The sequence below is a fragment of the Streptomyces sp. HUAS 15-9 genome (genome assembly GCF_025642155.1).
Taxonomy (GTDB): Bacteria; Actinomycetota; Actinomycetes; order Streptomycetales; family Streptomycetaceae; genus Streptomyces.
Genome location: NZ_CP106798.1, coordinates 410,742 through 437,558 on the forward strand (window position 1 = coordinate 410,742; position 26,817 = coordinate 437,558).

Annotated in this window: 20 protein-coding genes and 3 pseudogenes; 14 read left to right on the forward strand and 9 right to left on the reverse strand. The window is 69.7% G+C overall.

Going from position 1 to position 26,817, the window contains the following annotated elements; all coding sequences use genetic code 11:
• Window positions 1-32: 32 nt before the first annotated feature.
• Complete coding sequence (locus tag N8I87_RS01730) at window positions 33-1,034, reverse strand: AraC family transcriptional regulator (RefSeq protein WP_263204906.1); 1,002 nt, start codon at window positions 1,032-1,034, stop codon at window positions 33-35.
• A gap of 283 nt (window positions 1,035-1,317) precedes the next feature.
• Here N8I87_RS01730 and N8I87_RS01735 point away from each other — a divergent pair.
• The 5 genes and pseudogenes from N8I87_RS01735 to N8I87_RS01755 form a co-directional block, all read left to right on the forward strand.
• Window positions 1,318-2,649: pseudogene (locus N8I87_RS01735) on the forward strand (ATP-binding protein); the annotation flags it as partial.
• A gap of 87 nt (window positions 2,650-2,736) precedes the next feature.
• Window positions 2,737-3,102 (forward strand): annotated as a pseudogene (locus N8I87_RS01740) (roadblock/LC7 domain-containing protein); the annotation flags it as partial.
• The gene (locus N8I87_RS01745; RefSeq protein WP_263204907.1) at window positions 3,099-3,458 is read left to right on the forward strand and encodes a DUF742 domain-containing protein; all 360 of its coding nucleotides are present in this window, start codon (window positions 3,099-3,101) and stop codon (window positions 3,456-3,458) included. The pseudogene N8I87_RS01740 and the gene N8I87_RS01745, both read left to right, overlap by 4 nt.
• Window positions 3,436-4,050 carry a GTP-binding protein gene (locus N8I87_RS01750; RefSeq protein ID WP_263204908.1) on the forward strand — a complete coding sequence of 205 codons (615 nt, stop codon included), beginning with the start codon at window positions 3,436-3,438 and terminating at the stop codon, window positions 4,048-4,050. Before N8I87_RS01745 ends, N8I87_RS01750 begins: the two co-directional genes overlap by 23 nt.
• Entirely contained in the window at window positions 4,047-5,405 is a 1,359-nt protein-coding gene (locus tag N8I87_RS01755; RefSeq protein WP_263204909.1) for a cytochrome P450, read from the forward strand. The genes N8I87_RS01750 and N8I87_RS01755 overlap by 4 nt, the downstream gene beginning before the upstream one ends.
• Here the strand turns inward: N8I87_RS01755 and N8I87_RS01760 are convergent, their stop codons facing one another.
• Together N8I87_RS01760 and N8I87_RS01765 are read right to left on the reverse strand one after the other, a co-directional pair.
• Complete coding sequence (locus tag N8I87_RS01760) at window positions 5,406-6,650, reverse strand: cytochrome P450 family protein (RefSeq protein WP_263204910.1); 1,245 nt, start codon at window positions 6,648-6,650, stop codon at window positions 5,406-5,408.
• Window positions 6,651-6,815: 165 nt separating this feature from the next.
• A complete protein-coding gene (locus N8I87_RS01765; protein WP_263204912.1) occupies window positions 6,816-7,634 on the reverse strand; it encodes a TetR/AcrR family transcriptional regulator in 819 nt (272 codons plus the stop codon).
• A 238-nt stretch (window positions 7,635-7,872) separates the two neighbouring features.
• Here N8I87_RS01765 and N8I87_RS01770 point away from each other — a divergent pair, with 238 nt between their 5' ends.
• From N8I87_RS01770 to N8I87_RS01785, 4 genes are all read left to right on the forward strand, one after another.
• The gene (locus N8I87_RS01770; protein WP_263204913.1) at window positions 7,873-9,585 is read left to right on the forward strand and encodes an MFS transporter; all 1,713 of its coding nucleotides are present in this window, start codon (window positions 7,873-7,875) and stop codon (window positions 9,583-9,585) included.
• Window positions 9,586-9,773: 188 nt separating this feature from the next.
• Window positions 9,774-10,286 (forward strand): peptide-methionine (S)-S-oxide reductase MsrA, encoded by a 513-nt coding sequence (gene msrA, locus N8I87_RS01775; RefSeq protein ID WP_263204914.1) that lies wholly within the window; start codon window positions 9,774-9,776, stop codon window positions 10,284-10,286.
• Between the two features lie 276 nt (window positions 10,287-10,562).
• Complete coding sequence (locus tag N8I87_RS01780; RefSeq protein WP_263204915.1) at window positions 10,563-11,228, forward strand: response regulator transcription factor; 666 nt, start codon at window positions 10,563-10,565, stop codon at window positions 11,226-11,228.
• Window positions 11,225-12,604 (forward strand): sensor histidine kinase, encoded by a 1,380-nt coding sequence (locus tag N8I87_RS01785; protein WP_263204916.1) that lies wholly within the window; start codon window positions 11,225-11,227, stop codon window positions 12,602-12,604. The genes N8I87_RS01780 and N8I87_RS01785 overlap by 4 nt, the downstream gene beginning before the upstream one ends.
• Window position 12,605: 1 nt before the next feature.
• On the opposite strand, the gene N8I87_RS01790 is transcribed toward N8I87_RS01785, so the two are convergent.
• The gene (locus N8I87_RS01790; RefSeq protein WP_263204918.1) at window positions 12,606-13,484 is read right to left on the reverse strand and encodes a COG4705 family protein; all 879 of its coding nucleotides are present in this window, start codon (window positions 13,482-13,484) and stop codon (window positions 12,606-12,608) included.
• A 154-nt stretch (window positions 13,485-13,638) separates the two neighbouring features.
• Entirely contained in the window at window positions 13,639-14,478 is an 840-nt protein-coding gene (locus N8I87_RS01795; RefSeq protein WP_263204919.1) for a COG4705 family protein, read from the reverse strand.
• A 111-nt stretch (window positions 14,479-14,589) separates the two neighbouring features.
• Here N8I87_RS01795 and murJ point away from each other — a divergent pair, with 111 nt between their 5' ends.
• From murJ to N8I87_RS01810, 3 genes and pseudogenes are all read left to right on the forward strand, one after another.
• Window positions 14,590-16,269 (forward strand): murein biosynthesis integral membrane protein MurJ, encoded by a 1,680-nt coding sequence (gene murJ / locus N8I87_RS01800; protein WP_263204920.1) that lies wholly within the window; start codon window positions 14,590-14,592, stop codon window positions 16,267-16,269.
• Between the two features lie 147 nt (window positions 16,270-16,416).
• Window positions 16,417-17,358: pseudogene (locus tag N8I87_RS01805) on the forward strand (SDR family NAD(P)-dependent oxidoreductase).
• A 22-nt stretch (window positions 17,359-17,380) separates the two neighbouring features.
• The gene (locus tag N8I87_RS01810; protein WP_263204921.1) at window positions 17,381-17,947 is read left to right on the forward strand and encodes a TetR/AcrR family transcriptional regulator; all 567 of its coding nucleotides are present in this window, start codon (window positions 17,381-17,383) and stop codon (window positions 17,945-17,947) included.
• Window positions 17,948-17,978: 31 nt separating this feature from the next.
• On the opposite strand, the gene N8I87_RS01815 is transcribed toward N8I87_RS01810, so the two are convergent.
• From N8I87_RS01815 to N8I87_RS01830, 4 genes are all read right to left on the reverse strand, one after another.
• Window positions 17,979-20,096 carry a thiamine pyrophosphate-dependent enzyme gene (locus tag N8I87_RS01815; RefSeq protein WP_317633552.1) on the reverse strand — a complete coding sequence of 706 codons (2,118 nt, stop codon included), beginning with the start codon at window positions 20,094-20,096 and terminating at the stop codon, window positions 17,979-17,981.
• A gap of 136 nt (window positions 20,097-20,232) precedes the next feature.
• Entirely contained in the window at window positions 20,233-21,786 is a 1,554-nt protein-coding gene (locus tag N8I87_RS01820; protein ID WP_263204922.1) for an aldehyde dehydrogenase family protein, read from the reverse strand.
• A gap of 29 nt (window positions 21,787-21,815) precedes the next feature.
• Complete coding sequence (gene lat / locus N8I87_RS01825; RefSeq protein ID WP_263204923.1) at window positions 21,816-23,156, reverse strand: L-lysine 6-transaminase; 1,341 nt, start codon at window positions 23,154-23,156, stop codon at window positions 21,816-21,818.
• A 304-nt stretch (window positions 23,157-23,460) separates the two neighbouring features.
• Window positions 23,461-24,045, reverse strand: coding sequence for a TetR/AcrR family transcriptional regulator (locus N8I87_RS01830; protein ID WP_263204924.1), 585 nt, complete (start codon window positions 24,043-24,045; stop codon window positions 23,461-23,463).
• Between the two features lie 229 nt (window positions 24,046-24,274).
• Between N8I87_RS01830 and N8I87_RS01835 the strand changes: the two genes are divergently transcribed.
• Together N8I87_RS01835 and N8I87_RS01840 are read left to right on the forward strand one after the other, a co-directional pair.
• Window positions 24,275-25,282, forward strand: a complete 1,008-nt coding sequence (locus tag N8I87_RS01835; RefSeq protein ID WP_263204925.1) for a patatin-like phospholipase family protein — start codon at window positions 24,275-24,277, stop codon at window positions 25,280-25,282.
• A 1-nt stretch (window position 25,283) separates the two neighbouring features.
• The gene (locus N8I87_RS01840) at window positions 25,284-26,801 is read left to right on the forward strand and encodes a flavin-containing monooxygenase (protein ID WP_263204926.1); all 1,518 of its coding nucleotides are present in this window, start codon (window positions 25,284-25,286) and stop codon (window positions 26,799-26,801) included.
• Window positions 26,802-26,817 lie beyond the last annotated feature (16 nt).

Here is a 26,817-nt window from a genome sequence, read left to right on the forward strand (position 1 = left end):
GGCCGTCGCCACACCGTGCCGCCACCGGTCGCTCACACAGAGCGCAGGTCCCCGTCGGCCGGCCTCGGCACACACGCCCGACGGGTTCTGTCGCGCATCTCCCGGGGGCTGAGGCCATAGCGCTGACGGAAGGCGGTGCTCAGCGCGCTGGCCGAGGAGAACCCCGAGGCGTAGGCCAGTTCCGTGATCGTCATGTGTTCGCAGTCGGCGCACTGGAGGCGATCGCGAACCAGGCGCAGGCGCTCCTCACGGATCAGTCCGCGGGGAGTGGTGCCCACGGACTGGAGGGCCAGCTGGATCTGGCGCAGGGACCAGCCGAGGGCGAGTGCCATGGACGCACCCGTGAGGCCGGGATCGGCGGCGTGGTCGCGGACGTAGCGGCGGACGAGCGCCTCGACCTCGATGAGATGGCCCGGGACGTCGGGGCGGTCGTCGCCGCAGGCGAGCATGCACAGCAGCTCGACGATGCGGTCGGAGATCGCGTCGAACGCTGTTGCGGTGAGGTGGTCACGCTCCTCGTGCAGGGTGCGCACCATGCCGAGCACGATGCGGCCCAGCCCCCGGGCCAGATCGATTCCGGTGGCCAGCGGGGCCTTCCGGTTCAGCGGGCTGTCGATCTCACGGGCCGGGATCGACAGGATGAATCCGTGCAAGGACGCGTCGTGGAGCAGTTCGAAGGGCGCGCCCAGCGTGAGGAGGCTGCCCGTCCCCGGCGTCAGACGTGTCTCCTGGTCGTCCTGGCGCAGGACCACCTCACCGGCGAGCGGGAGGACGAACCGGTAGTCGGGGTCGGGTTTCTGGCGGATCAGGCCGGGGGTGCGGACGTACTCGATCTGGTCGCTGCACCATTTGACGAGCTGGTAGTTGTCACTGCGCTGCCGGACCAGCTCGCCCCGGAAGGTGTCGGGTCGGGTGAACCGGTAGTCCATGCGCGTCTGGTACACGTCGATGCGCTCGCTCCACAGGTCCGTCCCTTCACGCGACGAGACCTCGCCGGTCCTGGTCGTCTCCACGAAGTAGCTTCCCGCGGACAACCCATCTCCTCCGCTGCGACGCGTCACGACGGTGCTTGGTGAGCGGCGTCGCGCTTCCGCGCCGCCATCGACCGTTACGCGTAGTCAGACTAGGGCAACAGCCGGTCTCCGTAGGGCAATCCCTGCCGTTTGGCATATGCCAAAGGGAAGCCGGTCGCCTGAAACGTCTCATCCGGCCTGTTTGCGCCTGGTGACAACTTCCTTGCGCACACGCACAAGTACGGACGCGGAACCGTCGCTACCGTCAAGCGCCCGTCAACTCACGTCCGTCTTTGAGGACTTCATGACCGAACAGATACCGGAAGCGGTGTTCTGGTGCCTGGCCGTAAGCCTGTTCGCCGTCACCGTGCTGCTGGTGCGCCAGCGCGGGATCACCGCACGGCAGCGCAGTCGCAACGTCGAACTCGCGGACGGCCTGCGGGCGCGGGACGAGGAGGTACGTCACCTCGTGTCCGCCCGGCTGCCGGCCCTGGAGGATGCGGCCCGGCAGCAGTCCCCGGCCGTCGGTTGGCTCGACATCCGGCTCGCCGACACCGACTTCGGCAAGTGCCTGGACGAGGTCCTGGCACGGTTCGCCGGAGCCGTCGAACACGCGCAGTCCCGCGCCGACCAGTCCGCGAAGGCCGCCCTGAAGGCGTCCATGCGATCCATCCAGGCCCTGGCCAACGAACAGCAGGTATCCATCGCGGAGATGCAGGACCGGCACGACCACCCCGATGTGCTGCGCGACCTGCTCGAGATCGACCACACCAACGCCCAGTTCGGGCGCCGGGCCCAAGCCATCGCCGTGCTCTGCGGCTCGTGGCCCGGCCGGCAGCGCGCCACCTCCGCACTCATCGAGGTCGTACGCGGCGCCACCTCCCGCATCCGCGACTACCGGCGCATCCGCATCCACGGCGAGGTCGCCATCGCCGTGGCCAGCAGGACGGTGGAGCCGGTGGTGCTCGCGGTCGCCGAACTGCTCGACAACGCCGCACGCCACTCGCAGCCCAACACGACCGTCGAGGTCACCATCCAGGCGGTGCACAACGGCGCCTGTGTGGTCATCGACGACGCCGGCGTCGGCATGGACGGCCAGGCCGCCGGGCATGCCGCCGAGCTGCTGAGCGGCGGGCACACCTCCGACGTCACCCGGCTCGGCGACCCACCCCGCTTCGGCTTCGCCGTCATCGGGGTACTCGCCAGGCGCTACGGCTTCAACGTCTCCGTGGACACGGTCTCCCCCTACGGCGGCGTACGCGCCGTACTGTTCCTGCCGTCCGCCCTGCTCACACACCTGGACGCGACGCCCGAGCGGCAGCCGTCCGGCGCGCCGGCCGCACCCACCCCTGATGCGACGCCCGCCCGGACCCCGGACTCCCCCACCGTGTCCCCTGCCGCGCCCACGGCAGCGCCGACGGTGCGCGCGGTACCGGCTGCCGACCCGGAACCCGGCCCCGGCACCGCGGAGGCGACCACCTCCGGAGGCCTGCCGAAACGACGCCGCCGTACCCTGCGCGAAACCGCCGTACAGCCCGCTCCCCCGCCCGCCGACGAGGTCGGTGGACGCTCGGCCGAGGAGAACGCCCGGCGCATGGGCGCCTTCGCCCGCGGCACCCGCTTTGGCCGGTCCGCCCAGCACACCCCCCCAGGAAGACGAAGGGAACAGCCACGAATGACCGGGCCCACCAACAACGAGTTGGGCTGGATGTTGGACGACGTGCTGAAGGTGCCGGAGGCGCTCCACGCGATCCTGCTCTCCGCCGACGGCATGCTCCGCGCCTACTCCAAGGACATCGACCGGGACGATGCCGAGCGGCTGGCCGCGGGCCTGTCCGGAGTCCAGTCGATCAGCCGCAGCACGGCCGAGTTCTGCGGCACCCCGCACACCCCGTGGCGGCAGACCCTGATCGAGTTCGCGCACGGTTACGTGTTCCTCGTCGCCGCCGGCGAAGGCGCCTACCTCGCGGTCTCCACCAGCCAGGACGTGGACATGGAGGCGGTGACGTACCGCATGCACAAGCTCGTCGACCGGCTCGGCAAGGAGCTGACCAGCCCGGCCCGGCAGGACACCGGCAGCCCGGCATGACTCCCCGGCGCCGCCCCGCAGACAGGCTGGTGCGGTCGTACGTCATCACGGACGGCCGCGCCCAGCCCTCCCGCAACACCCTGGACCTGGTCACGCTGCTGATCGCCACCGACGATCTGCCGCTGACCGGGCTCAACCCGGAAAAGCGCAGGCTCATGGAACTGTGCCGGCCGGGAGCGCTGTCCGTCGCCGAGGTGGCCGGCCACCTCGGCCTCCCGGTCGGCGTCACCAAAGTCCTGACCGCCGACCTCATGGACAGCGGTCACATCGTCACCCGCGCGCCCATCCCCGCGGCCCGGCCGACCGACGCCCGAATCCTCCAGGAGGTGCTCGATGGGCTCCGCGCCCGCCTCTGAACACGCCGCAGGAAACCTCTATCTGCGCCCCAGCGTGCAGACCGCGGCCAAGCTGCTGGTCGTGGGCCACTTCGCGGTCGGCAAGACCACCCTCGTCGGCGCGCTCTCCGAGATCCGGCCGCTGCGCACCGAGGAGGTCATGACCGAGGCCGGCGCACTCGTCGACGACCTGGCCGGCATGAAGGACAAGACGACCACCACCGTCGCCCTGGACTTCGGCCGTCTGACCCTCAACGACCGCCTGGTGCTCTATCTCTTCGGCACCCCCGGCCAGCAGCGCTTCACCCAGCTGTGGCAGGACATGACCCGCGGCGCGCTCGGCGCCCTCGTCCTCGCGGACACCCGGCGGCTGAACCAGTCATTCGAGGTCATGGGCGTACTGGAGGAGCTCGGACTGCCGTACGCGGTCGCCCTCAACCAGTTCGACGACGCACCCTCGCACGACCTCGACGAGATACGCGAGGCCCTCGACCTGCTCCCCGAGACCCCGCTCGTCCGCTGCGACGCCCGCGACCGGATCTCGTCCACACACGCCCTGATCGCCCTCGTGGAATACCTCCTGACCCGCACCGGCACACTGGAGAACGCGTGACCTCGCCAACACCACCACCGCGCTGCCCCGCCCACGAGCCCCTGTACGGGCCGGAGTTCGCGGCCGACCCCGCGGCCGCCTACCGACGGCTGCGGGCCGCGGGCCCCATCGCGCCGGTCGAACTCGCGCCCGGCGTACACGCATCGCTCGTCGTCGGCTACGAGGCGGCCCTGCACGTCCTGCGCAGCCCCGAGACCTTCTCCAAGGACCCCCGCCGCTGGCAGGACCTGGCGGACGGCACCGTCCCCATGGACAGCCCGGTCGTCCCGATGATGATGTACCGGCCGAACGCCCTGTGGACCGACGGCGCCGAGCACCGCAGACTGCGCGACGCGATCACGGACAGCCTGGCCCAGGTCGATCCCAACACGCTGCGCGGCTACGTCGAGACCAGTGCCGACACCCTGATCGACCGGATCGCGCCGGCCGGGAAGGCCGACCTGCTCGGCGAGTACGCCCAGGTCCTGCCGCTGCTGGTGTTCAACCGGCTGTTCGGCTGCCCGCCCGAGTACGGGGTGCGGCTGGTCGAGGGGATGTCCGGGATCTTCGACGGCGTGGACGCCGAGAAGGCGAACGAACTGCTCGCCACGACCCTGCTCGACCTCGTGACGCTGAAGCGGGCCCGGCCCGGGCAGGACGTCACGTCCTGGCTCATGGCCCATCCTGCCGCACTGACGGACGAGGAGATGGTCCACAGCCTGGTCCTGCTGATGGGCGCGGGCACCGAGCCCCAGCAGAACCTCATCGCGAACAGTCTGCGGCTGCTGCTGTCCGACGACCGGTTCGAAGGCACCCTGTCCGGCGGCAGCCTGCCGGTGGAGGACGCCCTCGACGAGGTGCTGTGGACCGACCCGCCCATGGCCAACTACGCCGTGCACTATCCCGTGCACGACGTCGTCCACGACGGGGTGACCCTGCGGGTCGGCCACCCCATCGTGGTCAGCCTCGCCGCCGCCAACACCGACCCGTTGCTGACGTCGGATCAGCGCGCCGGCAACCGCGCCCATTTGGCATGGAGCGCGGGCCCGCACACCTGCCCGGCCCAGACTCCGGCCCGGCTGATCGCGGCGGTGGCGGTCGAGAAACTGCTCGACCGCCTCCCTGATGTCGAACTGGCCGTCCCCGTGGAGGAGTTGACCTGGCGGCCCGGTCCGTTCCACCGGGCGCTGGCCGCACTCCCCGTCGTCTATCCGGCGGCCCCACTCCTGCCACCCGCCGAGTCCACCACGGACGACGACCGGTCCACGCGGCACACGAGTGCGTCATCGGACGTACGGCCGCCCACCGCGCCGCCGGCAAGCCGCACCGGCAGCGGCTGGTTGGCGCGGCTGCGGTCCTGGTGGCGCGGGGAGTGATCAGGACAGCTGTGCGGGAAGCACGCGGTGGCCGTTGGAGATGAAGGAGTCGACGGGCTCCAGTTCCCCCTCCTTGACGGCGAGACGGAGCCCGGGGAAGCGCTCGAAGAGCGCCGGGAGCGCGATCCGGGCCTCCAGCCGCCCCAGCGGGGCACCGAGGCAGAAGTGCACGCCGTAGCCGAACGCCAGATGCTCCTTGTCGGCGCGGGCGACGTCGAACCTGTCGGCGTCCGCGCCGTACCTCTCGGGGTCACGTCCGGCGGCGGCATACGCGGCGAGGATCGCCTCCCCCTTGCCGATCACCACGCCGGCCGGGCCGCCGAACTCCTCCATGCGGAGGTCCTCCACGGCGTACCGCAACGGCAGGCTGGCGACCGGCGCCTCCACACGCAGCGCCTCCTCGATCGCGTCGTCCCAGGAAGCGCCGCCCGAGCGGACCTGGGCGAGCTGATCCGGGTGGGTGAGCAACAGATGGATGGCGTTGTCGATGAGGTTGACCGTGGTCTCGTGGCCGGCACTCACCATGAGTGCCAGAGTGTCGAGCAACTCCTGTTCGCTCAGGCGGGTGTCGCCCTCGTCGTCGCGGGCCGCGATGAGGGCCGAGGTCAGGTCGTCGCCGGGCGACCGCCGTTTGAGGGCCACCAGTTCACCGAGCGCGGCGTAGAGCCGGGCGTAGATGTCCGTGACCTCCTCCGGGCTGGCGGAGGTGTGGAAGACGCCGTCCACGACGGCCCGGAGTTCCTCGCCCTGCTCCTCGGGCAGCCCGAACAGCTCGCTGATCACCTGGATCGGCAGGGGGTAACAGAACCCCTCCCGCAGATCGACCACCGAATTCCGCCGCCCGGCCTCCTCCAGTCCGTCGAGCAGCGTCTTGGTGATCTCCTCGATCCGGGGCTGGAGCGCCGCCGTGCGACGGGCGGTGAACGCCTTGGCGACCAGGGAGCGCAGCCGCTTGTGCTCACCGCCGTACGCGGTGAACATGTTCTGCACCGCGACCCAGGTGAACAGCGGCCATTCCGGGGACACTTCACCGTTGATCCAGCGCGGCCAGTGGCGGCGCGGGTCCTTCGACACCCGTGGGTCGGTGAGCAGGCGTTTGAGCAGCTCAGGACTGCTGACGGCCCATGCCTCGACACCGCCGGGAAGTTCCACGAGGGTGACTGGTCCCCTCTCGCGGATCCGGGCAGCCTCGGCGTGGATGTCACCGCCGGTCGCGTCGATGACTAAGGGGCGGGGGTCTCCCATCACGGCCTCCCAGGCACTCGGACTTCTGTACGAACCGTAAAGCTACGTGGCCGTAGCGTGTCCGCACGAGACCGCCCGGGGCACGCTGCGTACCGCCACAACTTCCGTGCGCGTGACTGCAAGTCGCCGTGGTGGTGCGGGCTTCGCCGAATCCATGGCTCACCATCAGGTGGCGTCCGGAGCCCGGTGATCGTCAGGGCTCACGCACGCCCTCGAGTCCGGGTCCGGAAGGTAGCTCGCGAGGCCCCGGAGGATGATCTCCAAGCCGATGTCGAACCTCTCGTCGGAGGAGTCCGTCACCATCAGCCCGGACAGGGCGCGCAGATGGGGAAAGTCCGTCGCGGGCAGGGACGCGAAGTAGTTCTGCATCTCGTCGGCCATCTCGCGCCAGTCGGGGCGGGCCATGGAGGCATCGTCACCGCCGTGCTGGGCGGCCCGGTCCTGCCACATGCCCTCCTCCAGGACGAACCCGTCGATGTAGGTGGAGATGAGGTCACCGGCCTCCGCGGCGATACGGTCGGGCAGCCCGGCGGTACGGAAGACGGCGAGCAACGCCTCGACGTGCGGCAGCAGTTCGGCGGTGAAGGGGACATGACCCATGGAGATCCGGGCCATGTCCCGGTGGGTCAGCAGGCGCTGCCGTGCGGAACGGGCGAAGTCCCGCAGTTGCTCCTGCCACCGCTCCGGATCGGGTGCGGGCATCTCGAAGCCGTCGAAGAGGCGCGTGTACATCAGCTCCAGAAGGTCGTCCTTGGAGCTGACGTGGGCGTAGAGGGCGGAGACCGCGACGCCCAGTTCGGCCGCCACCTGACGCATCGACAGCCCGTCCAGCCCCTGGCGGTCCAGCACGGCGAAGGCGGCCTCGACGACTCGTTCGCGCGACAGCGGGGCGCGCGCGGGGACGACGCGGGCACGAGCGGGGCGCTCGCGTTCCCAGGGGGACGGCGGAGGGGATGCGGGGGTGCCGGCGGCCGCGTCGGTCATACGGACAGTCTAGGCGTCGGGAGAACAGTGTTCTTCCCGGGCGAGCGGCGTTCACCCGCCACACCCAAACGCGATATATCTTGCCTGCGCGCAAAGTTGCGCTATATCTTAATGAACACCGTTCTCCAAGTGAGCGCTGTTCTGTTATGGTGAACAGCGTTCTCCCGATTCCACACCCATCCGTCCCACCGCGCCCACGGGTCCTCACCTCGGCGCGGCCCTGTCGCGAGGAGTTCCGATGTCCACCACCGGTGTCGCGTCCGCCGAGACAGCCACCGACTCCCCAGCGCCCTACGGATGGCGCTGGGCTGCGCTCTTCGTGATCCTCGCGGCCGAGGTGATGGACCTCCTCGACGCCGTCGTCACGAACATCGCCGGCCCCTCCATGCGGGCCGACCTGGGCGGCGGTGCCTCCACCTTGCAGTGGCTCGCCGCCGCGTACACGCTCTCGATGGCCGTCGGGCTCGTCACCGGAGGGCGGCTCGGGGACATCCACGGGCGCCGCCGGATGTTCCTGGTGGGGGCCGCAGGCTTCACCCTGGGGTCGCTGCTGTGCGCGATATCCGCGTCACCCGAGATGCTGATCGCCGCACGCGTCGTGCAGGGACTGTTCGGGGCGGTGATGCTGCCGCAAGGCCTCGGCATGATCAAGGAGATGTTCCCGCCGAAGGAGTCGCAGAAGGCCTTCGGCATGTTCGGCCCGGTCATGGGACTGTCCGCGGTGTGCGGGCCGATCCTCGCGGGCTGGCTCGTCGACGCCGACTACTTCGGCACCGGCTGGCGGATGATCTTCCTGATCAACCTGCCGCTGGGCGCCGCGGCCATCCTCGGTGCCCTGCGCTACCTGCCGAGGGGCCGGTCCGGGAGCAAGCCGCGCCTCGACATCCCCGGCATGCTCATGGTCTCGCTGGCCGCGCTGCTCATCATCTTCCCGCTGGTCCAGGGCCGTGAGTACGACTGGCCCATGTGGACGTTCCTGATGATGGCCGCCTCGGTGTTCGTCTTCGTCGCCTTCGGCCGGTACGAGTCGCGCCGCAGCAGGGCCGGCCGGGACCCGCTGGTCGTCCCCAGCCTCTTCCGCAAGCGTGGATTCAGCGGCGGCATGACCCTCGGGCTGGTCTTCTTCTCGACCATGCAGGGCTTCATGCTGGTCTTCAACCTCTACACCCAGATCGGCCTCGGCTACGCGCCGCTCAAGGCCGGACTGGTGATGGTGCCCTGGTCGGGCGGAATGATCGTCGGCTTCGGGGTCGCTCAGGGTGTCGTCCGGTTCGGACGGGCCGTCCTGCAGGCGGGCACGCTGGTCATGGCCCTCGGTGTGTTCGGCGTGTGGCTGACCCTCGACATGGTGGGAAGCGGTGTCGGCCCCTGGCAGCTCCTGCCGTCCCTCCTCGTCACCGGCATCGGGATGGGCCTGCTCATGGCGCCGTTCTTCGACATCGTGCTCGCCAGTGTCGAGCAGCACGAGACGGGCTCGGCGTCCGGCACGATGACCGCGATACAGCAGCTCGGCGGCGCCTTCGGCGTAGCCGTCCTCGGCACCGTGTTCTTCGGTCTGCTGGGCGGCGGGATCGGCTCCGCCGTCGACCACCACTCGGACGGCCTGCGCAGGCAGCTTGCCGCGGCGCACGTCGCGCCCGCCGCTCAGGAGCGCATCGTGGCGGACCTGCGGACCTGCACCTCGGACCGCGCCGTGGCCAAGGATCCCGCCGCGACACCGGCGTCCTGCGCGCGCCTGGAGAAGGACACCCGCTCCGCCGCGATCTCGCCCCAGGCCGGCGAGCGGATACCCGGCGCGCTGAAGACCACCGCGTCGTCGGCCTTCCGGACCGGTTTCGGCTCCGTCATGAAGACACTGCTGTGGATCGTCGACGGCATGCTCGCCCTGACTTTCCTGCTCGCGTTCCTCCTGCCGCGCCACGCACGTCCCGAGGGGTCCGTTGGGCACTGAGCCGTGGCCGCACCGGGGGCTGCCCGTCGTCCCCGCCGCAACCGCCCCGGATCAGAAAGGCGCCGGGCAGGCGCGGAATTGTTTGCGCCCGTCAGGTGCTGATGGAGCCAGAAGGAAGGCAGGGGATACCGACGGCGGGCGAGCCGAACAATCCCTGATGACCGACGAAAGACATCGAAGGGGCCGACATGGCAGCGCAGACGCAGAGGGCCGTACTGGCGGGCGGATGTTTCTGGGGGATGCAGGACCTCATCCGCCGGCTCCCGGGCGTGACGGCGACCCGGGTCGGATACACCGGAGGTGACGTGCCGAACGCGACGTACCGTAACCACGGCACCCACGCGGAGGCCATCGAGATCCTCTTCGACCCCGAGCAGACCGACTACCGCGCGCTCCTGGAGTTCTTCTTCCAGATCCACGACCCGAGCACCGAGAACCGCCAGGGCAACGACATCGGTCTCAGCTACCGTTCGGCGATCTACTACGTGGACGACGAGCAGAAGAGGATCGCGGAGGACACCATCGCGGACGTGGACGCCTCCGGACTGTGGCCGGGCAAGGTCGTCACCGAGGTGGAGCCGGTCGGCCCCTTCTGGGAGGCCGAACCCGAGCACCAGGACTACCTGGAGCGCTACCCCGACGGCTACACCTGCCACTTCCCGCGCCCGGGATGGCGACTGCCGTCCCGCAAGGAGGGCTGAGCGCGCGGGAGCCCCAGGGCGCCCGCGTCCGTTCCGGTCCTACCCGTGTTTCCGAGGATCGGGGTCGGCCGGCGGTGTGACCACGGATGGCCTGTGCGCGGCGCCCGTCGCTCGGGAACGATCCTCGACCGTCGTTCGTCTACAGTGACATAGACGGTCTACATTCCTGTAGTCATCCTTTCGGCCTGTGCGCTCCCGCATGCGCGGAAAGGGCTCGTCGCGCACGACCACTGCTGATCGCACCTACGACCATGACCGGAGGACCGACAGAGGATCATGCACTCCAAGATCCTGGTGGTTGAGGACGATCACGCCCTGCGGGACGTGCTGCGGCGGGGCCTGCTGGAGGAGGACTTCGAGCCCGTCCTCGCCCCCGACGGCGCCAGCGCCCTGCGGCTGGCGACCGACGGCATCGCGGCGGCCGTACTGGATGTCGGCCTGCCGGACGCGGACGGACGGGACGTGTGCCAGGCCATGCGGGCCAACGGCTTCTTCGCCCCCGTGATCTTCCTGACCGCCCGGCACCAACTCACCGACCGTCTGTCGGGCTTCTCCGCCGGGGGCGACGACTACCTGCCCAAGCCCTTCCACCTCGCCGAACTCGCCGCCAGACTGCGTGCCGCGCTGAGACGGGCCGCCCCGCGGTCCTGCGCCACCACCGGCGATCTGGTGCTGGACGCGGTGGATCACAGTGCGACCGTGCACGACGGTGCGCGCTTCGACCTCTCCCCGACGGAGTTCCGGCTGCTGGCCACGCTCGTTGCCGCGGACGGGGCCCTCGTGCGCCGCCGTGACCTGGTGCGGGCCGGCTGGCCCGAGGGCGCGCAGGTCAGCGACAACACTCTGGACCAGTATCTGAGCCGACTGCGCCGCAAACTGCGCGCAGCGAGCAGCCGTCTGACGATCGATACGGCGCGTGGGGTCGGACACCGCCTGTCATGAACCGTGCTTCCCGCATCGTCGGTCGCCTGGCCCCGCGCACCCTGCAAGGCCGGCTCTCCCTCGTGGCACTGGCCGCCGCCGCACTGCTGATGACGGTCCTGACCGTGGCGTTCAACGCCGTGATGGACGAACATCTGCAACGCCAGGCCGACGACGAGTTGCGCACCAGAGCGGCAGCGGTGACCACGACGGTCGACACCAGCGGTCCCCGGGTGCGCGTCCTGGAAACCGTCAACGACCGTCTCCTCGACGCGAACGTGTGGATCTACGCCGACAACCACCTGCTGGAAAAGCCGCCGTCCCCCACCGTCGGGGGCCCGGTGGCCCGGGCCGCCGACCGGCTCGCCGCACAGCGAGAGCACGCCTGCACGACCGTCGACGGTCACCGGCCCGTCCGGCTGTGCTCCCAGCCGCTTCCCGGCCGCGACGCCAGAGCCACTGTCGTCACCGCTCTGGACCTGGCTCCGTACCGGAGTTCGGCCGACACCCTGCTGCTGGGGTCGCTGGTCCTGGACGCTGTGATGCTCGGATGCACGTACGTACTCACGCGCCTGTCCGTCGGCCGGGCACTGCGACCGGTGCGGGCGATGACCGACCGGGCGACGCAGTGGAGCGCCGCGGGCTCCGACGACCGCTTCGCCACGGAGGATCACCCGGTCGAACTCGCCCGCCTGGGTGGCTCACTGGACGCACTTCTGGACCGCATACGCACCGTACTGCGCCACGAACGGCAGTTGACGGGGGAGCTCTCCCACGAACTGCGCACGCCGCTCACCCGGATCATCATGGAACTCGACTGGTGGCAGGCCCGTCCGCGCACGGACGCCCAGACCCGCGCCACCCATGAGGTGATCGCGGAGGCCGCGCAGTCCATGCGCACGATCTGCGACACGCTCCTCGACGACGCCCGCGAGAGTGCGCTCAACCCGGCGACGGCCGCCACAACGACCGACGTCGTGCCCCTCCTGAGCCGCCTGCTCCAGCACCTCGACCCACCGGATCGAGTCAAAACCACGGTGGAGGCGGACCCGCAGGTAGTGGAGGCGGGAGTCGCACCCGCTCTCCTCGAACGCATCCTCAGCCCGCTGCTCGCCAACGCCGTCCGCTACGCCCGCTCCAGCGTGACCGTGTCCGCGCGGCGCCTGCCCAGTGCGGTGCGGATCGATGTCGTCGACGACGGCCCCGGTGTACCGGAGGCGTTCACGGCGGAGTTGTTCCAGCCCGGCCGACGCGCCGACGCCGACGACGGGCACGACGGTGCGGGCCTCGGGCTGCCGCTCGCGCGACGTCTGGCCCGCACCGTCGGCGGCGAGGTCTCCTACGACCCCGGGCATGCGCCCGGGGCCAGGTTCACGGTCAGCGTCCCTTCCGGGTGACCTATTCCCGCTCCTCCCGGCCCCGTCCAGCGGCGGTACGACGCTCTTGCTGGTGGGCGTAGGCCATCAGGCCGAACAGAACGACGAGCAGTACGGCGGACGAGCCCACGGTACCCAGATCCAGGCCGCCCTTGGCGACCGGCTTGGTGAGGAAGTCGCCCGCGGTGGCGCCCAGCGGGCGGGTCAGGACGAAGGCGATCCAGAACAGCAGCACGTTCGGCACCGTGGGCACCTTCATGAGCGCTACGAGTACGGCGAGCATCCCGGTCACGAGCAGCGCGCCACCGGCGTAGCCGAGGCCGGAGCTGTCGGACAGGAAGTCACCCATCGAGGTGCCGAGGGTGTTCGACACCAGGATCGCCGACCAGAACAGGGCCTCGCCCTTGAAGGTGACGATGTCGCGGATCTGGAACGTCATCCCGCTCAGCTTCCAGGCGAGGAAGATCGCCAGGAGGACGGAGATCAGGATCGCCGCTCCGGCGGGGTAGCCCAGGCCAAGGCCCTGTGGGCCCCAGCCCAGCCTGGTCGCGCCGTTCGAGAGGAACTTGGCGCTGGCGTCGCGGTTCATGAAGTCGGACATCGTGGTGCCCGCCATGCTGGTCGACAGGATCACGGTCCAGTAGCAGAACGGGTTGTAGCGACTGGATCGCAGCTGGACCACCAGCGTCACCACGAACACCAGGAACAGCGCGATCGTGGTGAGGAAGTAGCCCAGCTTCAGGGTCTGCGCGAAGAGGTCGCCCGCCGTCTCGCCCAAGGTCGTCGCGGCGATCTTCATGATCCAGAAGGCCAGCGTCACCTCGGGCAGTTTCTTCATCACCGACTTGGTCTTCGACGTGCTCGCCACGTCGAGGTCGGTGAGGACCTCGGATTTCTCCAACTCGGATTCTCCTGTCCGGTCGAACGACAGGGCGCTCGCCCCTGAGGAACCGGGACGAGCGCCCTGTGAGATGAGTCGGCCGCCGGCGGCGGCCGTGATCTTCGACCGTGGCACAGAGATCCTGAACGCATCCTGAACACAGGCGGATCGCAGGTCACACTGCCTGTCGTGCGGCCCCTTCCGGCTCGGTGACGTCCTTTCGGGTGACGGCCAGGTACACGACCAGACCGAGGATGACCGCGAGGAACAGCACGCTGGTGATCACCGTGCCCAGACCCGCTCCGCCGTCACCGGTCGGCTGGGAGAGGTAGTCGCCGATCGAGGCTCCGAGCGGCCGGGTGAGGATGTACGCGATCCAGAAGCTCCAGACCGCGTCGAGACCGAGTGCGCGGTGTGCGACGGCGACTGCGGCGATGGCCAGGGCGAAAAGCACGGCGGACAGCCAGTAGCCGAGATCCATGCGCTCGGAGACCAGGTCACCGGCCGCGGTGCCCAGGGCGAAGGTGAACAGGACGGCGAGCCAGTAGAACGACTCGCGGCGGACGGTGTCGATGCTGTGGATGGACAGCGTCCGCTCACGGCGGTACCAGACGACGAACACGACCGCGAGAACGAGCCCGAACACCGTGGTGCTCAGCTCCAGCGGCACGCCCATGTTGTCGGTGAGGTTGTCGCTGATCAGCGTACCGACGACGCTGATCAGGGCCACGGCGAGCCAGTACACGCCCGCCCGGTAGGCGCTCGTACGGAACTGCACGACCAGCACCACGGCCAGCAACGCGCTCATCAGCACCGACACACCGGTCAGGCCGAGGCCGGCCTTCTCGTTCAACAGGTCGGCCGCGGTCTCACCGACCGTCGTACACAGCACCTTGATGATCCAGAAGTAGACAGTGACCTCGGGCACCTTGTTCCAGCGCAGCCGACGTTGCCCCGGTGCGACGGGCCTGTCGGCCGCGGAGACGGCGGAAGTCTCAGACGTTTCGTAGGTCATGGAGAGCGACCGTGCCACCGGACACCTGAACGCATCCTGACTGGCGTGTGGCACCGCACGCGTCACGCCACCTCAAGGCCCGTCCGGTCAAGGCAGACGTAGATTGGTCCCATGATCGAGGAGACGTCGCCCCAGCGGTTGGAGCGCCCAAGTACGAGACGCGGTAAGCACGCTGCCCCCAAGGGGGCCAAGGCCGGCACAGTACGGCGGTCGTCCGCGCTGATGGCCGCCGGAACCCTGGTCTCGCGCGTCACCGGACTGATCCGGCAAGTACTGCAAGCCGCCGCCCTGGGCACCGGGTTGCTGGCCACCACGTACAACCAGGCCAACACGGTGCCCACCAGCCTGTACTTCCTGCTGATCGGCGGCGCGCTGAACTCCGTACTGGTCCCGCAACTGGTCCGGGCCCGGACACAGGACCCCGACGGCGGGGCCGCGTTCGAGCAGCGCCTGGTCACCCTGGTGCTGTGTGTCCTCGGTGTCGGCGCCACGCTGGCCACCTGGGCCGCTCCCGAGATCATCAGCATCTACCAGCGCGACACACCCGCCACGCACGATGCGTTCGAGCTGACCGTGGTCTTCGCCCGCTTCCTGCTCCCCCAGATCTTCTTCTACGGCGTGTTCAGCATCTTCGGGCAGGTCCTCAACGCCCGGAACCGGTTCGGGGCGATGATGTGGACCCCGGTTCTGAACAACCTCGTCCTGATCACGATGTTCGGCCTCTACCTCGGCATGATGACCGCCCCCGAGAACGTCTCGGACATCACCGACGCCCAGGTAGAACTGCTGGGCATCGGCACCACCCTCGCCCTGGCCCTCCAGGCTCTCGCCCTGATCCCGTACGCCCACGCGGCCGGCTTCCGGTTGCGGCCGCGCTTCGACTGGCGGGGCGCCGGGCTGCGCAAGAGCGTGAACGCGGCCCGCTGGACCCTGCTGTTCGTCCTGGCCAACCTCGTGGCGAGCACCGTGGTCACGCGCCTGGCCTCAGCTGCGGACGCCGCCCTGCCCCGCGACGGCGTCGGCTACACCGCCTACAGCTACGCCCAGCAGATATGGATGCTCCCCCAGTCGATCGTCACGGTCTCCCTCGTGACCGCGCTGCTGCCGCGCATGAGCCGGGCCGTGACCGAGCATCGTCTCGACGACCTGCGCGCCGATCTGTCCCGCGCGCTCCGGGTCAGCGGCGTCGTCATCGTCCCGGCGGCGTTCTTCTTCGTCGTCTTCGGCCCGCGGATCGCACAGCTGCTGTTCGCCCACGGGGCCGCCGACGCCACGGCAACCGTCCCTCTGGGGCACATGCTGCAGGCCTTCGGCCTGGGACTGATCCCGTTCTCCGCCCAGTACCTCCTGCTGCGCGGCTTCTACGCCTTCGAGGACACCCGCACGCCGTTCCGCATGGCGCTGTGGATCGGCGGTATCAACATCGCGCTCGCTGTGGCCTGCCATCTTCTGCTGTCCCCCCGTTGGGCCGTCACCGGGATGGCCGCGGCCTATGCCCTGTCCTACGGCATCGGCCTGCTGCTGACGGCTCTGCGTCTGAGGCGGCGCACCGAGGGACTGCTCGACGGCCGCCGGATCTGCCGCACCTACGCCAAACTGGCCACGGCCGCCACCGGCGCCGGGACCGCCGGCTGGCTGATCACCCGCGCCCTGAACGACAACCCCGCAGCGACCTCCTGGACACCGGCCATCGCGCTGGCAGCAGGCGCCATCACGATGACCCTGCTGTTCCTCCTCCTCGCCCGACTCCTGCGCATAGGAGAACTGCGCAGCCTGCCCGGTCTGGGCTGACCCCGGCACCACCAACCGAGCCCGACGACGAGGGCCCAGGGGGCGGGTTCTACAACACTCTCGTCAAACCGGATAGGTCATCCGCATCTGCGACGGCGGCATCAATCAACCGGATAATTCATCCGGATACACAGAACGGGTTGCGCAATGAAGCAGACAGCGGTCGTCACGGCAGGGACAGCGGGAATCGGGCTGGAGACCGCCTTGGGGCTGACCAAAGCCGGCATTGCGGTCACCGTGGTCGGGCGCAACGCCGAGCGCGGTGCCCGTGCCGTCGAACGGATCAACGCGACGGCGCCCCTGCACTCCGCCCGGTTCCTGGCCGCCGACCTCTCTTCACTCGACGCGGTCCGCGCCCTCGCCGACCGCATTGCCGCAGATGGCCCGCTCACCGTGCTGGTCAACAACGTCGGAGCAATGTTCCCCGACCGGCAGGACTCGGCCGACGGGATCGAGGCGACGTTCGCCGTCAATCACTTCTCGCCGTATCTGCTCACCGAACTGCTGCCACGTTGCGAGCCGGTGCGCCGAGCCGGATCGTGAACGTCACCTCGGGAGCGACCGGTGTCGCGAAGCGCGCTTTCGACTCCGTTGAGCCGCCGGGGGGCTACTACGGCTTTCACCGGTACGGCCGCGCCAAGCTCGCCAACCTCGCCTACACGCTTGATCTGGCCGGCCGGCTGGACGGCACGGGCGTGTCGGTCTTCGCGGCGGATCCCGGTGGCGCCGCGACCGACGTGACCAACGGGACCATGCGCGATCCGAAGATCGTCTCGCCGGGGCTGCGGCTGCTCTGGCCGCTGCTACGGCGCAAGTTCGAGCGCTCGGCCTCGGGCCCGGCATCCCTGGCGGCCGAGCCTTCGATCTTCGCCGCGACCGACGACTCACTGACGGGCCGGACCGGCGTCGTCATCGGACCCCAGGCACATCCGGTCGCCCCCTTCCTCCCGGCAACGGATCCCCCGCATCGCCGAAGCCGTCCGCCACCTCAGTGAACACCTCGCGCCCACCTCGCGGCGTCAGCACGAGGCCGCTCGGAAGTGGAAACAGGTGGCTCATCCGGATCGCGTTCCGCAGCGATTCGGATGAGCCATCCAGTTAGACTTCGCACATGACGGCCGCCCGCCTGCGCAAGGACGCAGCCCGCAACTGGGAACGAATCGTCGCTGTGGCTCGCGATCTCGTCGACGAAGGCACACCACTGCAGCTCAACGACATCGCCCGCCGTGCCCGCATGGGCGTGGGCACCGTCTATCGCCACTTCCCCACCGCCGAGGCACTCCTGGAAACCGTGGCCACCCCCAGCCTGGAGGCACTCGCCGCCCACGGCGAGCAGGCGCTGGCCGACGGCGACCCCGGGCGCGCCCTCGCCGGCTTTCTCACCCGCACCATCGAAGCGCAGGTCACCGATGCGTCCCTGTCCCCGGTCACCGCGGCCCCCACGGACGCCCTGCCGCGCACCACCGAACTGAAGCGGACCCTGTCGTCGGTCGGCAGACAGTTGCTCGAGCGGGCTCGCGATGCCGAGGTCGTACGCGCCGACCTGACCTCTGACGATCTGGTCCCGCTGATGTGCGGCATCGCCTACGCCGCCAACGTCCACGGCACCCCCGCAGTCCGCGTCGAGACCGCCCGCCGCTATCTGACCTCGCTGCTGGAGGGCTTGTACGTCCGTTGAGGGCCCACGCGATGCCGCGACTGACCAACCGTCACCGGTGAGCAGACGAGTCCGCCGAGAGCAGTTCGACGGCGGCGCGCTCGACGTCGGACTCGGACACGAGCACCAACTGCGCCGCGTTCCCCAGCGGGATGAAGGTGTCCGCGCTGGCGACCCGCCGGACGGCACCGGTGAATCCGGCGTCGACCAGGGCGGTGACGACTCCCTCGGAGACTCCTCCCGTACGGCGGGTCTCGTCGACCACGAGGACGCGTCCCGTCGCACGTGCCTCGCGCAGCAGGTCGTCGACCGGCAGGGGTGACAGCCAGCGCAGGTCGACGATCCGGCAGGCGATGCCCTGCTGCTCCAGCCGGCGTGCGGCTCGAAGCGAGATGGGCAGGCCGTTGCCGAAGGTCACGAGGGTCAGGTCCGCACCTGTGCCATAGGTGCGTGCCCGGCCGATCGGTACGTGCTGTTCGGGTGGCGGATATGCGGCGAGCCAGCCGTTGTCCTTCTCCGTGTGGAGGTCTCGCGTGTGGTAGAGCGCGATCGGCTCGAGGAAGACGCTGACCGTTCCGTCCACCTTGCCGGCCGCCACACAGGTACGCAGCATCGCGGCGGCGTCGTCGGGGCGGGACGGGGAGGCGATGACCAGACCGGGAATGTCACGCAGGACGCCCAGCGCGTTGTCGTTGTGGAAGTGACCGCCGAACCCGCGCTGGTAGCCGTAGCCGGCGATACGGACCACGAGGGGGTTGCGGTACTGACCCTGGGAGAAGAACTGAAGCGTCGCGGCCTCGCCGCGCAGTTGGTCCTCGGCGTTGTGCAGATACGCAAGGTACTGGATCTCTGCCACCGGCAGCAGCCCGGACAGTCCCGCCCCCAGCGCGAGGCCGAGGATGGCCTGCTCGTCGAGCAGGGTGTCGAAGACCCGAGCCGTACCGAAACGCCGCTGCAGTCCCCGGGTCAGTCCGTAGACCCCGCCCTTGCGGCCGACGTCCTCGCCGAAGACGACCATCTCCGGGTAGCTGCCGAGCAGGTCGGCGAGTGTGTGGGTGATGGCCTGGGCGACGGTGACGGGCTCGCCCACGGGCGCTGTGGGTGTGTCGTTCGTACGGCGTGCCGCCGCCGCCACGAGGTCGGGACGGCGTGGGGCGACGGGCGCGGCGATCTCCGCGGCGGTGGTCAGGGGCTCGCTGTCGAGGGCCTCCTTGGCAACGGCGAACACCCGCCCGGCCACCTCGTCGTACCGCTCGAGAACCTCCTGCGGTGTCAGGACGCCGGTCGCTGTGAGCAGCCGGGCCGTGGCCAGCAGCGGGTCGCGCCGCACGTCCGAGGCGACTTCGGAAGGCATCCGGTAGGCGGCTTCGGCGTCCGAGCCCGCGTGGCCGAGGAATCGCACCGTCGACAGGTGCAGGAACGCGGGTTTACGGCTCTTGCGGACATGGGCCACTGCCTCGCGCGCGGCGTCGAAGGCGGCTGACGGATCGCACCCGTCCGCCGCGAAGTAGGCGAGCCCGGGCCGGTTGCCGTAGGCGCGCCGCACCCAGTCGTGCGGGGTCGGCACGCTGATTCCCAGGCCGTTGTCCTCGCAGACGAACAGCACTGGCATCGGAAGGCCCTGGTAGGCCGCGTGGCAGGCGCTGTTGATGGCGCCTGCCGCCGTGGAGTGGTTGGCCGAGGCGTCGCCGAAGGAGCAGCAGACGACGGCATCGTCGGGCCAGGCGCACTCGGTCCCGAGCCGCTTGGCGCGGGCGATGCTCCAGGCCACCCCGACTGCCCGCGGCAGGTGGGAGGAGATGGTCGACGTCTGTGGGATGACGGCCAGTTCGCGGCGCCCGTACACCTTGTGCCGTCCACCGGCGATCGGCTCGTCGACCCCGGCGGCCACCCCCAGCAGCATGTCCCTGACCGCGTCGATGCCGCCGGCCTGCCGGGCGCGGGCGCAGTAGAAGGCGCCGGACCGGTAGTGCAGCAATGCCGGGTCGGTGGGGCGCAACGCGAGGGCGACCGCGGCGTTGCCCTCGTGCCCGCTCGATCCGATGGTGTAGTAGCCACGGCCCTGCTGCTGCATCCAGCGCGCAGCGGCGTCGGCGTGCCGGCTCTCCAGCTGGGCGTCGAACAGGTCCAGTGCGGTACGGCTGTCCAGCGCGCCGGGGTGCGGCTGGATCGCCGCGTCCGCGCTCCCGGCGAGCGGCCCGGAACCGGCGGCACCGCCCGCGGCACCACCGGGCCGGCGGCGCGGGCGGCGGACCGGAGACCGGTCACCTCCTCGCGGAAGTGCCGGTCCAGGTCCTCGACGCCGTTCACAGGCGGAAGGCCATGTCGGGCTCGAGCGTGCCCACGTCCATCTGCGCTTTCTGCAGATGGCCGGAGTAGTCCCAGTTCATGGACTGCCAGCGGGTGAACTGGTCGAGCACCCACTGCCCCGACTGGCGACTGCCGTTGCCCGACTTGCCGTTGCCGCCGAACGGGAGGTGCGCCTCGGCTCCGGAGGTGGTGTTGTTGACGCTGACCATGCCCGCGGAGATGCCGCGCCGGAACGTCCACACGTCGTGCGGATCGGTGGTGTAGATGGCGGCGGACAGGCCGTAGCCGGGGGCGTTGGCGAGAAACAGGGCCTCGTCGAAGTCCCGGTAGGTGGTCACCGAGACGAGGGGGCCGAAGGTCTCGTTGAGGAACAGCTCGTCGTCGCGGCGCACTCCGTCGACGATCACCGGGTGGTAGAACATGCCCGCTTCGGGGTCCCCGACGAAGCCCTTGCGCGGGTTGTCGGCCGTGATCCGCCCGATGCCGTCGGAGCCGTACGTCCGGTGGTGGTCCTTGATCCACCCGAGGAAGGTCTCGTAGCGCTGCGCGAACCGCTCGTCGAGCATCGGGCCGTAGAGCACGTCCTCGAACGCGTCGCCGATCCGGGCCGCGCGGCTCGCGGCGTCGAAGCGGGCGAGGAAGTCCTCCTTCACCGACTCGTGGATGATGAGCGTCCCGAGGGAGGTGCAGCGCTGTCCCGCGGTGCCGAACCCGGAGAACAACGCCCCCTCGACCGCCAGGTCGAGGTTTGCGCTCGGGGTGACCACCTGGGGGTTCTTGCCGCCCAGCTCCAGACACGGGGTCTGCAGATGGCTTCCGCACAGGGCGCCGATCTTCTGGCCGACGGCCGAGGACCCCGTGAAGCCGACCTTGTCGACCAGCCCGGCTTCGAGGGAGGCCTCCAGACCGGCATAGGTCTGCTCTCCGTCGGCGAGTACGAGGTTGAGTACGCCGTCGGGCAGGCCGCCTCCGTGGACGAACAGCTCGAAGAGTGCCTGGGCGCTCGCGGCGGCGTACTCGGCGGGCTTCCACACCACGGTGTTGCCGGTCACGAGCGCCGGCACGAGATACCAGGCCGGCACGGCCACCGGGAAGTTGCCCGCGGTGATCACGGCAACCGAGCCGACGGGGTTGCGGAAGGTGAACAGCTGCTTGTCGGGCATCTCCGAAGGCACCGTCTGCCCGTACAGCCGACGGCCCTCGCCCAGGAAGAAGTCGCAGGTGTCGATGATCTCCTGGACCTCGCCGAGTGCCTCTGCGTACGGCTTGCCGATCTCTTCGGTCACGATGCGGGCGAGCCGGTCCTTGTTGGCTTCGACGAGTCGGCCGATCTTTCCGATCGCGGATCCGCGCACCGGCGCCGGGATGTCCGCCCAGGACCGCTGAGCCGCCTTCGCGGCCTTGGCGGCCTCGACGAACGTCGAGGCGTCACCGAGTGAGACCTCGGAGACCAGCTCGGAGGTACGACCGGGATTGGGGCGCTGAAGAGTCCCGCCGGGTGCGCCGGCGACCACGCGGCCGGCAACGATCGAGGCGACGGAACGGGCCATGACTTTGCTCCTTGTCGGGTGGTTCGGGGTCACTGCAGACCGGCGAGGATCCGGTCGAGAGCCCGCAGGGCGATCCCGAGCTCGTCCTGGGTGATGGTCAGGGCAGGGCGGAAGCGCACCGAACGCTCACCGCACGGCAATGCGATCACCTGCTCCTCGGTTCGCAACCGGCGTACCACCTCGTCGCGGACGCCGCTGTCGGGCAGATCGATGGCGCTCATCAGTCCACGCCCCCGCGCGTTGGACGCCACCGATGCGTGCCGGACTTCCAGATCACGCAGTTCGGCCAGGAACCACGATCCCACGGCAGCGGCATGGGCCACCAGGTCGTCCCTTTCGATGATCTCCAGGATGCGGCGTGCCCGGACCATGTCGACCAGACCGCCGCCCCAGGTGGAGTTGATCCGGCCGGAGACCTGGAAGACGTTGTCGGGTACCTGGTCGACCCGGCGGCCGGCCATGATGCCGCCGAGCTGGACCTTCTTGGCGAAGGCGACGATATCCGGCTCGAGGCCGAGTTGCTGGTAGGCCCAGGTGGTACCGGTGATTCCCACCCCGGTCTGCACCTCGTCGAGGATGAACAGCGCGTCGTACTCGTGACAGAGCGCCTGCATCGCACGCAGGAACTCCGGGCGCATGTGGTTGTCGCCGCCCTCGCCCTGGATCGGCTCGGCGATGAAGCAGGCGATGTCGTGCGGGTTGTCCTCGAACGCTCGGCGCGCCTGCTCGAGGGCGTGTCCCTCCGCCTCCTCGACCTCGGCGAGGTGGCTCTCGAGGGGGAATCGCACGGCGGGTACGTCGATGCGCGGCCAGTCGAACTTCGGGAAGCGGGCCGTCTTGTTGGGCTCGGTGTTGGTCAGCGAGAGGGTGTAGCCGCTGCGGCCGTGGAACGCCCGCCGCAGGTGGAGCACCTTGGTGCCGAGTTCGGGTGAGCGGCCCGCGGCCTCGTTGTGGCGGCTCTTCCAGTCGAACGCTGTCTTGAGCGCGTTCTCGACGGCGAGAGCCCCGCCCTCGACGAAGAACAGTCGAGGCAGGTCGGGATCGCCGAGCACGCGGACGAACGTCTCGACGAACTCTGCGTAGTGCGTGGTGTAGATGTCGGGGTTGGCGGGCTTGTTCGCCGCCACCTGCGCGAGCAGGGTCATGAACGCCGGGTCGTCCACGATGCCCGGCGCGTTGAGCCCCAACGGGGCGGACGCGAAGAACGAGTAGAGGTCGAGGAACTTCTCACCGGTGCGCGCATCGACGATCCACGAGCCGCGACTGGCAAGCGGGTCGAGCACAAGTTTGAAACCGTCGGTCAGCACATAGCGGCTCAGCCGCTCGTGCACCTCGTCCGGATGGACCGTCGACGCAGCAGCAACCGTCATGGAGACACCTACTCCCGATAGCCGTTCACCGAATATCTTTCGTCAAATGCGAGGTGAAGCGAAAGCATTTTAGGTATGGCGCGGCCGCCGCCGCAAGGTTTTGCGCACAAGCAGATGTTAGGAAAAAAGGGGCCGATCCGGGCGCGGCGACACCACCAACGCGAACGGCCACGAGGCACTCGACGTCACTGCGGACCACTCGTTTGCATGCTCGGCGCGGGACGGCACGGACGGCGCCCTCACCCGGAGGCCGGGAGCCGTGTCGCACCGGGCACCGCAGAAGCAACCGCGGTGCACACCGCCATCAGCGCAGGATGAGACGCAGCGTGTCGGTGAGGACTCCGGTGGGAACGGCCGGGTCGGTGATCCGCTGGACGCCGAGTCCGATGCCGAGGCTGAGCAGAGTCATCGCGGCCTGCTCGGCGGGCATGGCCAGGGAGGCACCCAACTCCTCGGCCAAGGCCTCGAGCAGGTGAGCGAGTGCCCCGCGGATCGCGACGGTGCGCGCCGTGATCTCGTGCCGGAGTTCGTCGTCATGGCGGGCCTGGGTGAGGAACTCGACCTCGAGCGTGGTCCAGGCCTCGTCACCGATGTGCGCCTCGCCCCACGCGGTGAACGCCGCCAGGCGGTCGTCGATCCGGGCGTCATGCATGACGGAGTCGGTGAGCAGGGTCAGCTGTTCGGCACGGATGTCATCGAGGACGGCCAGGCACAGGTGGCCCTTACTACGGAAGTTGGAGTAGACGGCGCCCTTCGAATACCCGGCCGCCTCCGCCACTTCGCTGAGGGACGTCGCGCCGTAGCCGTTGCGCAGGAACAGGTCCCGCGCGGTGGCGACGAGTCGCTCACGCGTGCGCTCCTGGCTCTCGACGCGACTGAGACGGGCCATGCCTCTGTTCCCTCTCCCGTCCTGCGCGGCTCGCCCAGCAGGCTCTGCCGTTCTTGAACTCCTCGGATCCTATCCCCGACTCGGGCTGTCCACCCCGCTCGGATACCGCTAGTATCCCAAATCCAGATACCACTGGTATCCCGATCTCGCCGGTTTCCCGATGTCCATGTCCCGATGCCCCATGTCCCCCATGTCCCGATGTCCCGATTGGGCGGAGTACTCAGTGACCATGACTGGCAGGCGAACGACCCCTTCCCGCGGACTGGTGCTGGGCTGCGGCGGAACGCTCGGCGCGGCCTGGACGATCGGCGCTCTGCATTCACTCGAGCAGATCGCGCAGTGGGACCCACGCGACGCCGGTGTCCTGGTGGGCACGTCGGCCGGGGCGGAGCTGGCGGCCATGCTCGGCAGCGGCCTCGGCGTGGCACAACTCCTCGCCGCCCAACTCGGCCACCCGGACGCCCGACCCGAACTTCGCCACCACTTCGCGTCCCCTCCCCGAGGCCTGCCGCCCCGGCCCGCGCTGTTCCCCGGATCACCCCGGCTGACGCGCCGCGCGCTGGGCGGCAGGGCTCCCGCGCTCGCCGGCCTGTCGGGCTTGCTGCCGCAAGGGCGTGCTTCGGCGGAATGGCTGGCAGCCCTGGCGGACTACCTCGCCCCGGCCGGAGGCTGGGTCGCCCATCCCGCGACCTGGTTGGTGGCGACCGACTTCGACACGGGGCGACGTACCGTTTTCGGACACCCGGACACCCCGCCGGTCGCCTTGCGTGACGCTCTGCGCGCGTCCTGGGCGGTCCCCGGCTGGTTTCCACCCGTACGCGTCGGAGGACGGCGCTACGCGGACGGCGGCATCATGTCCACCGCCTCGGCCGACCTCCTGGTGTCCCGTGGCCTCGACGAGGTGTACGTCGTGGCGCCGATGAGTTCGTTCTCCCCCGCACCACGCACCGGGCTCGGCCGCGCGGAGGCGCTGCTCCGCCGCGTCATGACCCGCACGCTGAACGCCGAATGCGCCGCGTTGCGGGCAGCGGGCACACGGGTCATCCGGATCGAGCCCACCGCCGCCGACCTGAAGGTGATGGGAGGCAACTTCATGAACGGCCGACGTCGTCCGACGGTCCTCGAGACGGCCCTGCGCACGACGCGAGCCACCGTCCGCGATGCCCTCCGGTCGGCCGGCCTACCCGCTCCGCACACCCCCGCCGCCCACGGCCTCGACGCTCGGAGGGGAGCCTGACATGCCCCAGCCCAACGCTCCAGCGGCAACCGGCACCGGCGAGATCCGCGACGTGGAGGTCCTGATCATCGGCACCGGTCTGTCCGGCATCGGAGCCGCCGTCAGACTGCGCCAGGCGGGGGTCCACGACCTCGTCCTTGTAGAGAAGGCGGACGACCTCGGCGGCACCTGGCGGGACAACACCTATCCGGGCTGCGCCTGCGACGTCCCCTCCGCCCTCTACTCGTACTCGTTCGCACCCAATCCGGAGTGGACGCGTGCCTTCGCGGGCCAGCCGGAGATACGCGCGTATCTCCGTGACACCGCGGCCAGGTACGGCATCACCCCGCTCATCCACTTCGGCACCGAGGCCATACGTGCCCAATGGCACCCCCACCAGGCCCGCTGGCATGTCGAGACCAACCGGGACCGCTACACGGCCCGCTTCCTGATCGCGGCGGCAGGCCCTTGGCACGAACCCCTGCTCCCCGACATCCCCGGCCTGGCCGACTTCCCCGGCGAGGTCTTCCACTCCTCGCGCTGGCGCCACGACCACGACCTGACGGGCACACGTGTCGCCGTGGTCGGCAGCGGCGCGTCAGCCGTCCAGTTCGTCCCGGCCATCCAGCCACACGTCGGGCGACTTCACCTGTTCCAGCGCACCGCCCAATGGGTGCTGCCCAAGCCCGACCACTATGTGCCCCGTGCCGAGCGATGGCTGATGCGACGCCTTCCGGCAGCCCAACGGGCCCTGCGGAACGTGGAATACGCGGCGCTGGAGACCCTGGGAGTCGGTTTCCGGCACCCGTCCCTCCTGCGCGCGGTGCAGAAGGTGGGCACGCTCCACCTCAGAGCGACAGTCAGGGACCCGCGGCTGCGCCAGGCCCTGACACCCGACTACACCCTGGGCTGCAAGCGGCTGCTGCTGTCGAACACGTACTATCCCGCACTGACCCGGCCCAATGTCACCGTCCACGCCACGGCTGTCGCGGCCGTCCGCGGCAGCCGTGTCATCGGCGCCGACGGCAGCGACGCGGACGTCGACACCATCATTCTGGGAACCGGCTTCCACATCCTCGACATGCCCATCGCCCACCGGGTGTTCGACGCCGCCGGCGCCAGCCTCGACGACCACTGGAAGGGCAGCCCGGACGCCTACCTGGGCACCACGGTCACTGGCTTCCCCAACGCGTTCGTCCTGCTCGGCCCACACCTCGGGACCGGGCACTCCTCCGCCTACACGATCCTCGAGGCACAACTGGACCACGTCACAGCCGCGGTGCGTCACTTCCGCGCGTCGGGCTGGACGAGCATGAACGTACGCCCCGAGGTCCAGGCCGCCTTCAGCGCCGAGGTCCAGCAGGCTCTGCCGCGTACCGTCTACAACGCGGGCGGATGCTCCAGCTACTACCTCGACGACAACGGCCGCAACAGCTTCAGCTGGCCCTGGTCGACCGGTCGTATGCGGCGGCGCCTGGCCGAATTCGACCCCGAGGCATACGACATCACGTCGAGCGCACCGCAGCATGTCACCGTATGAAGGCGGCGAGCCCACG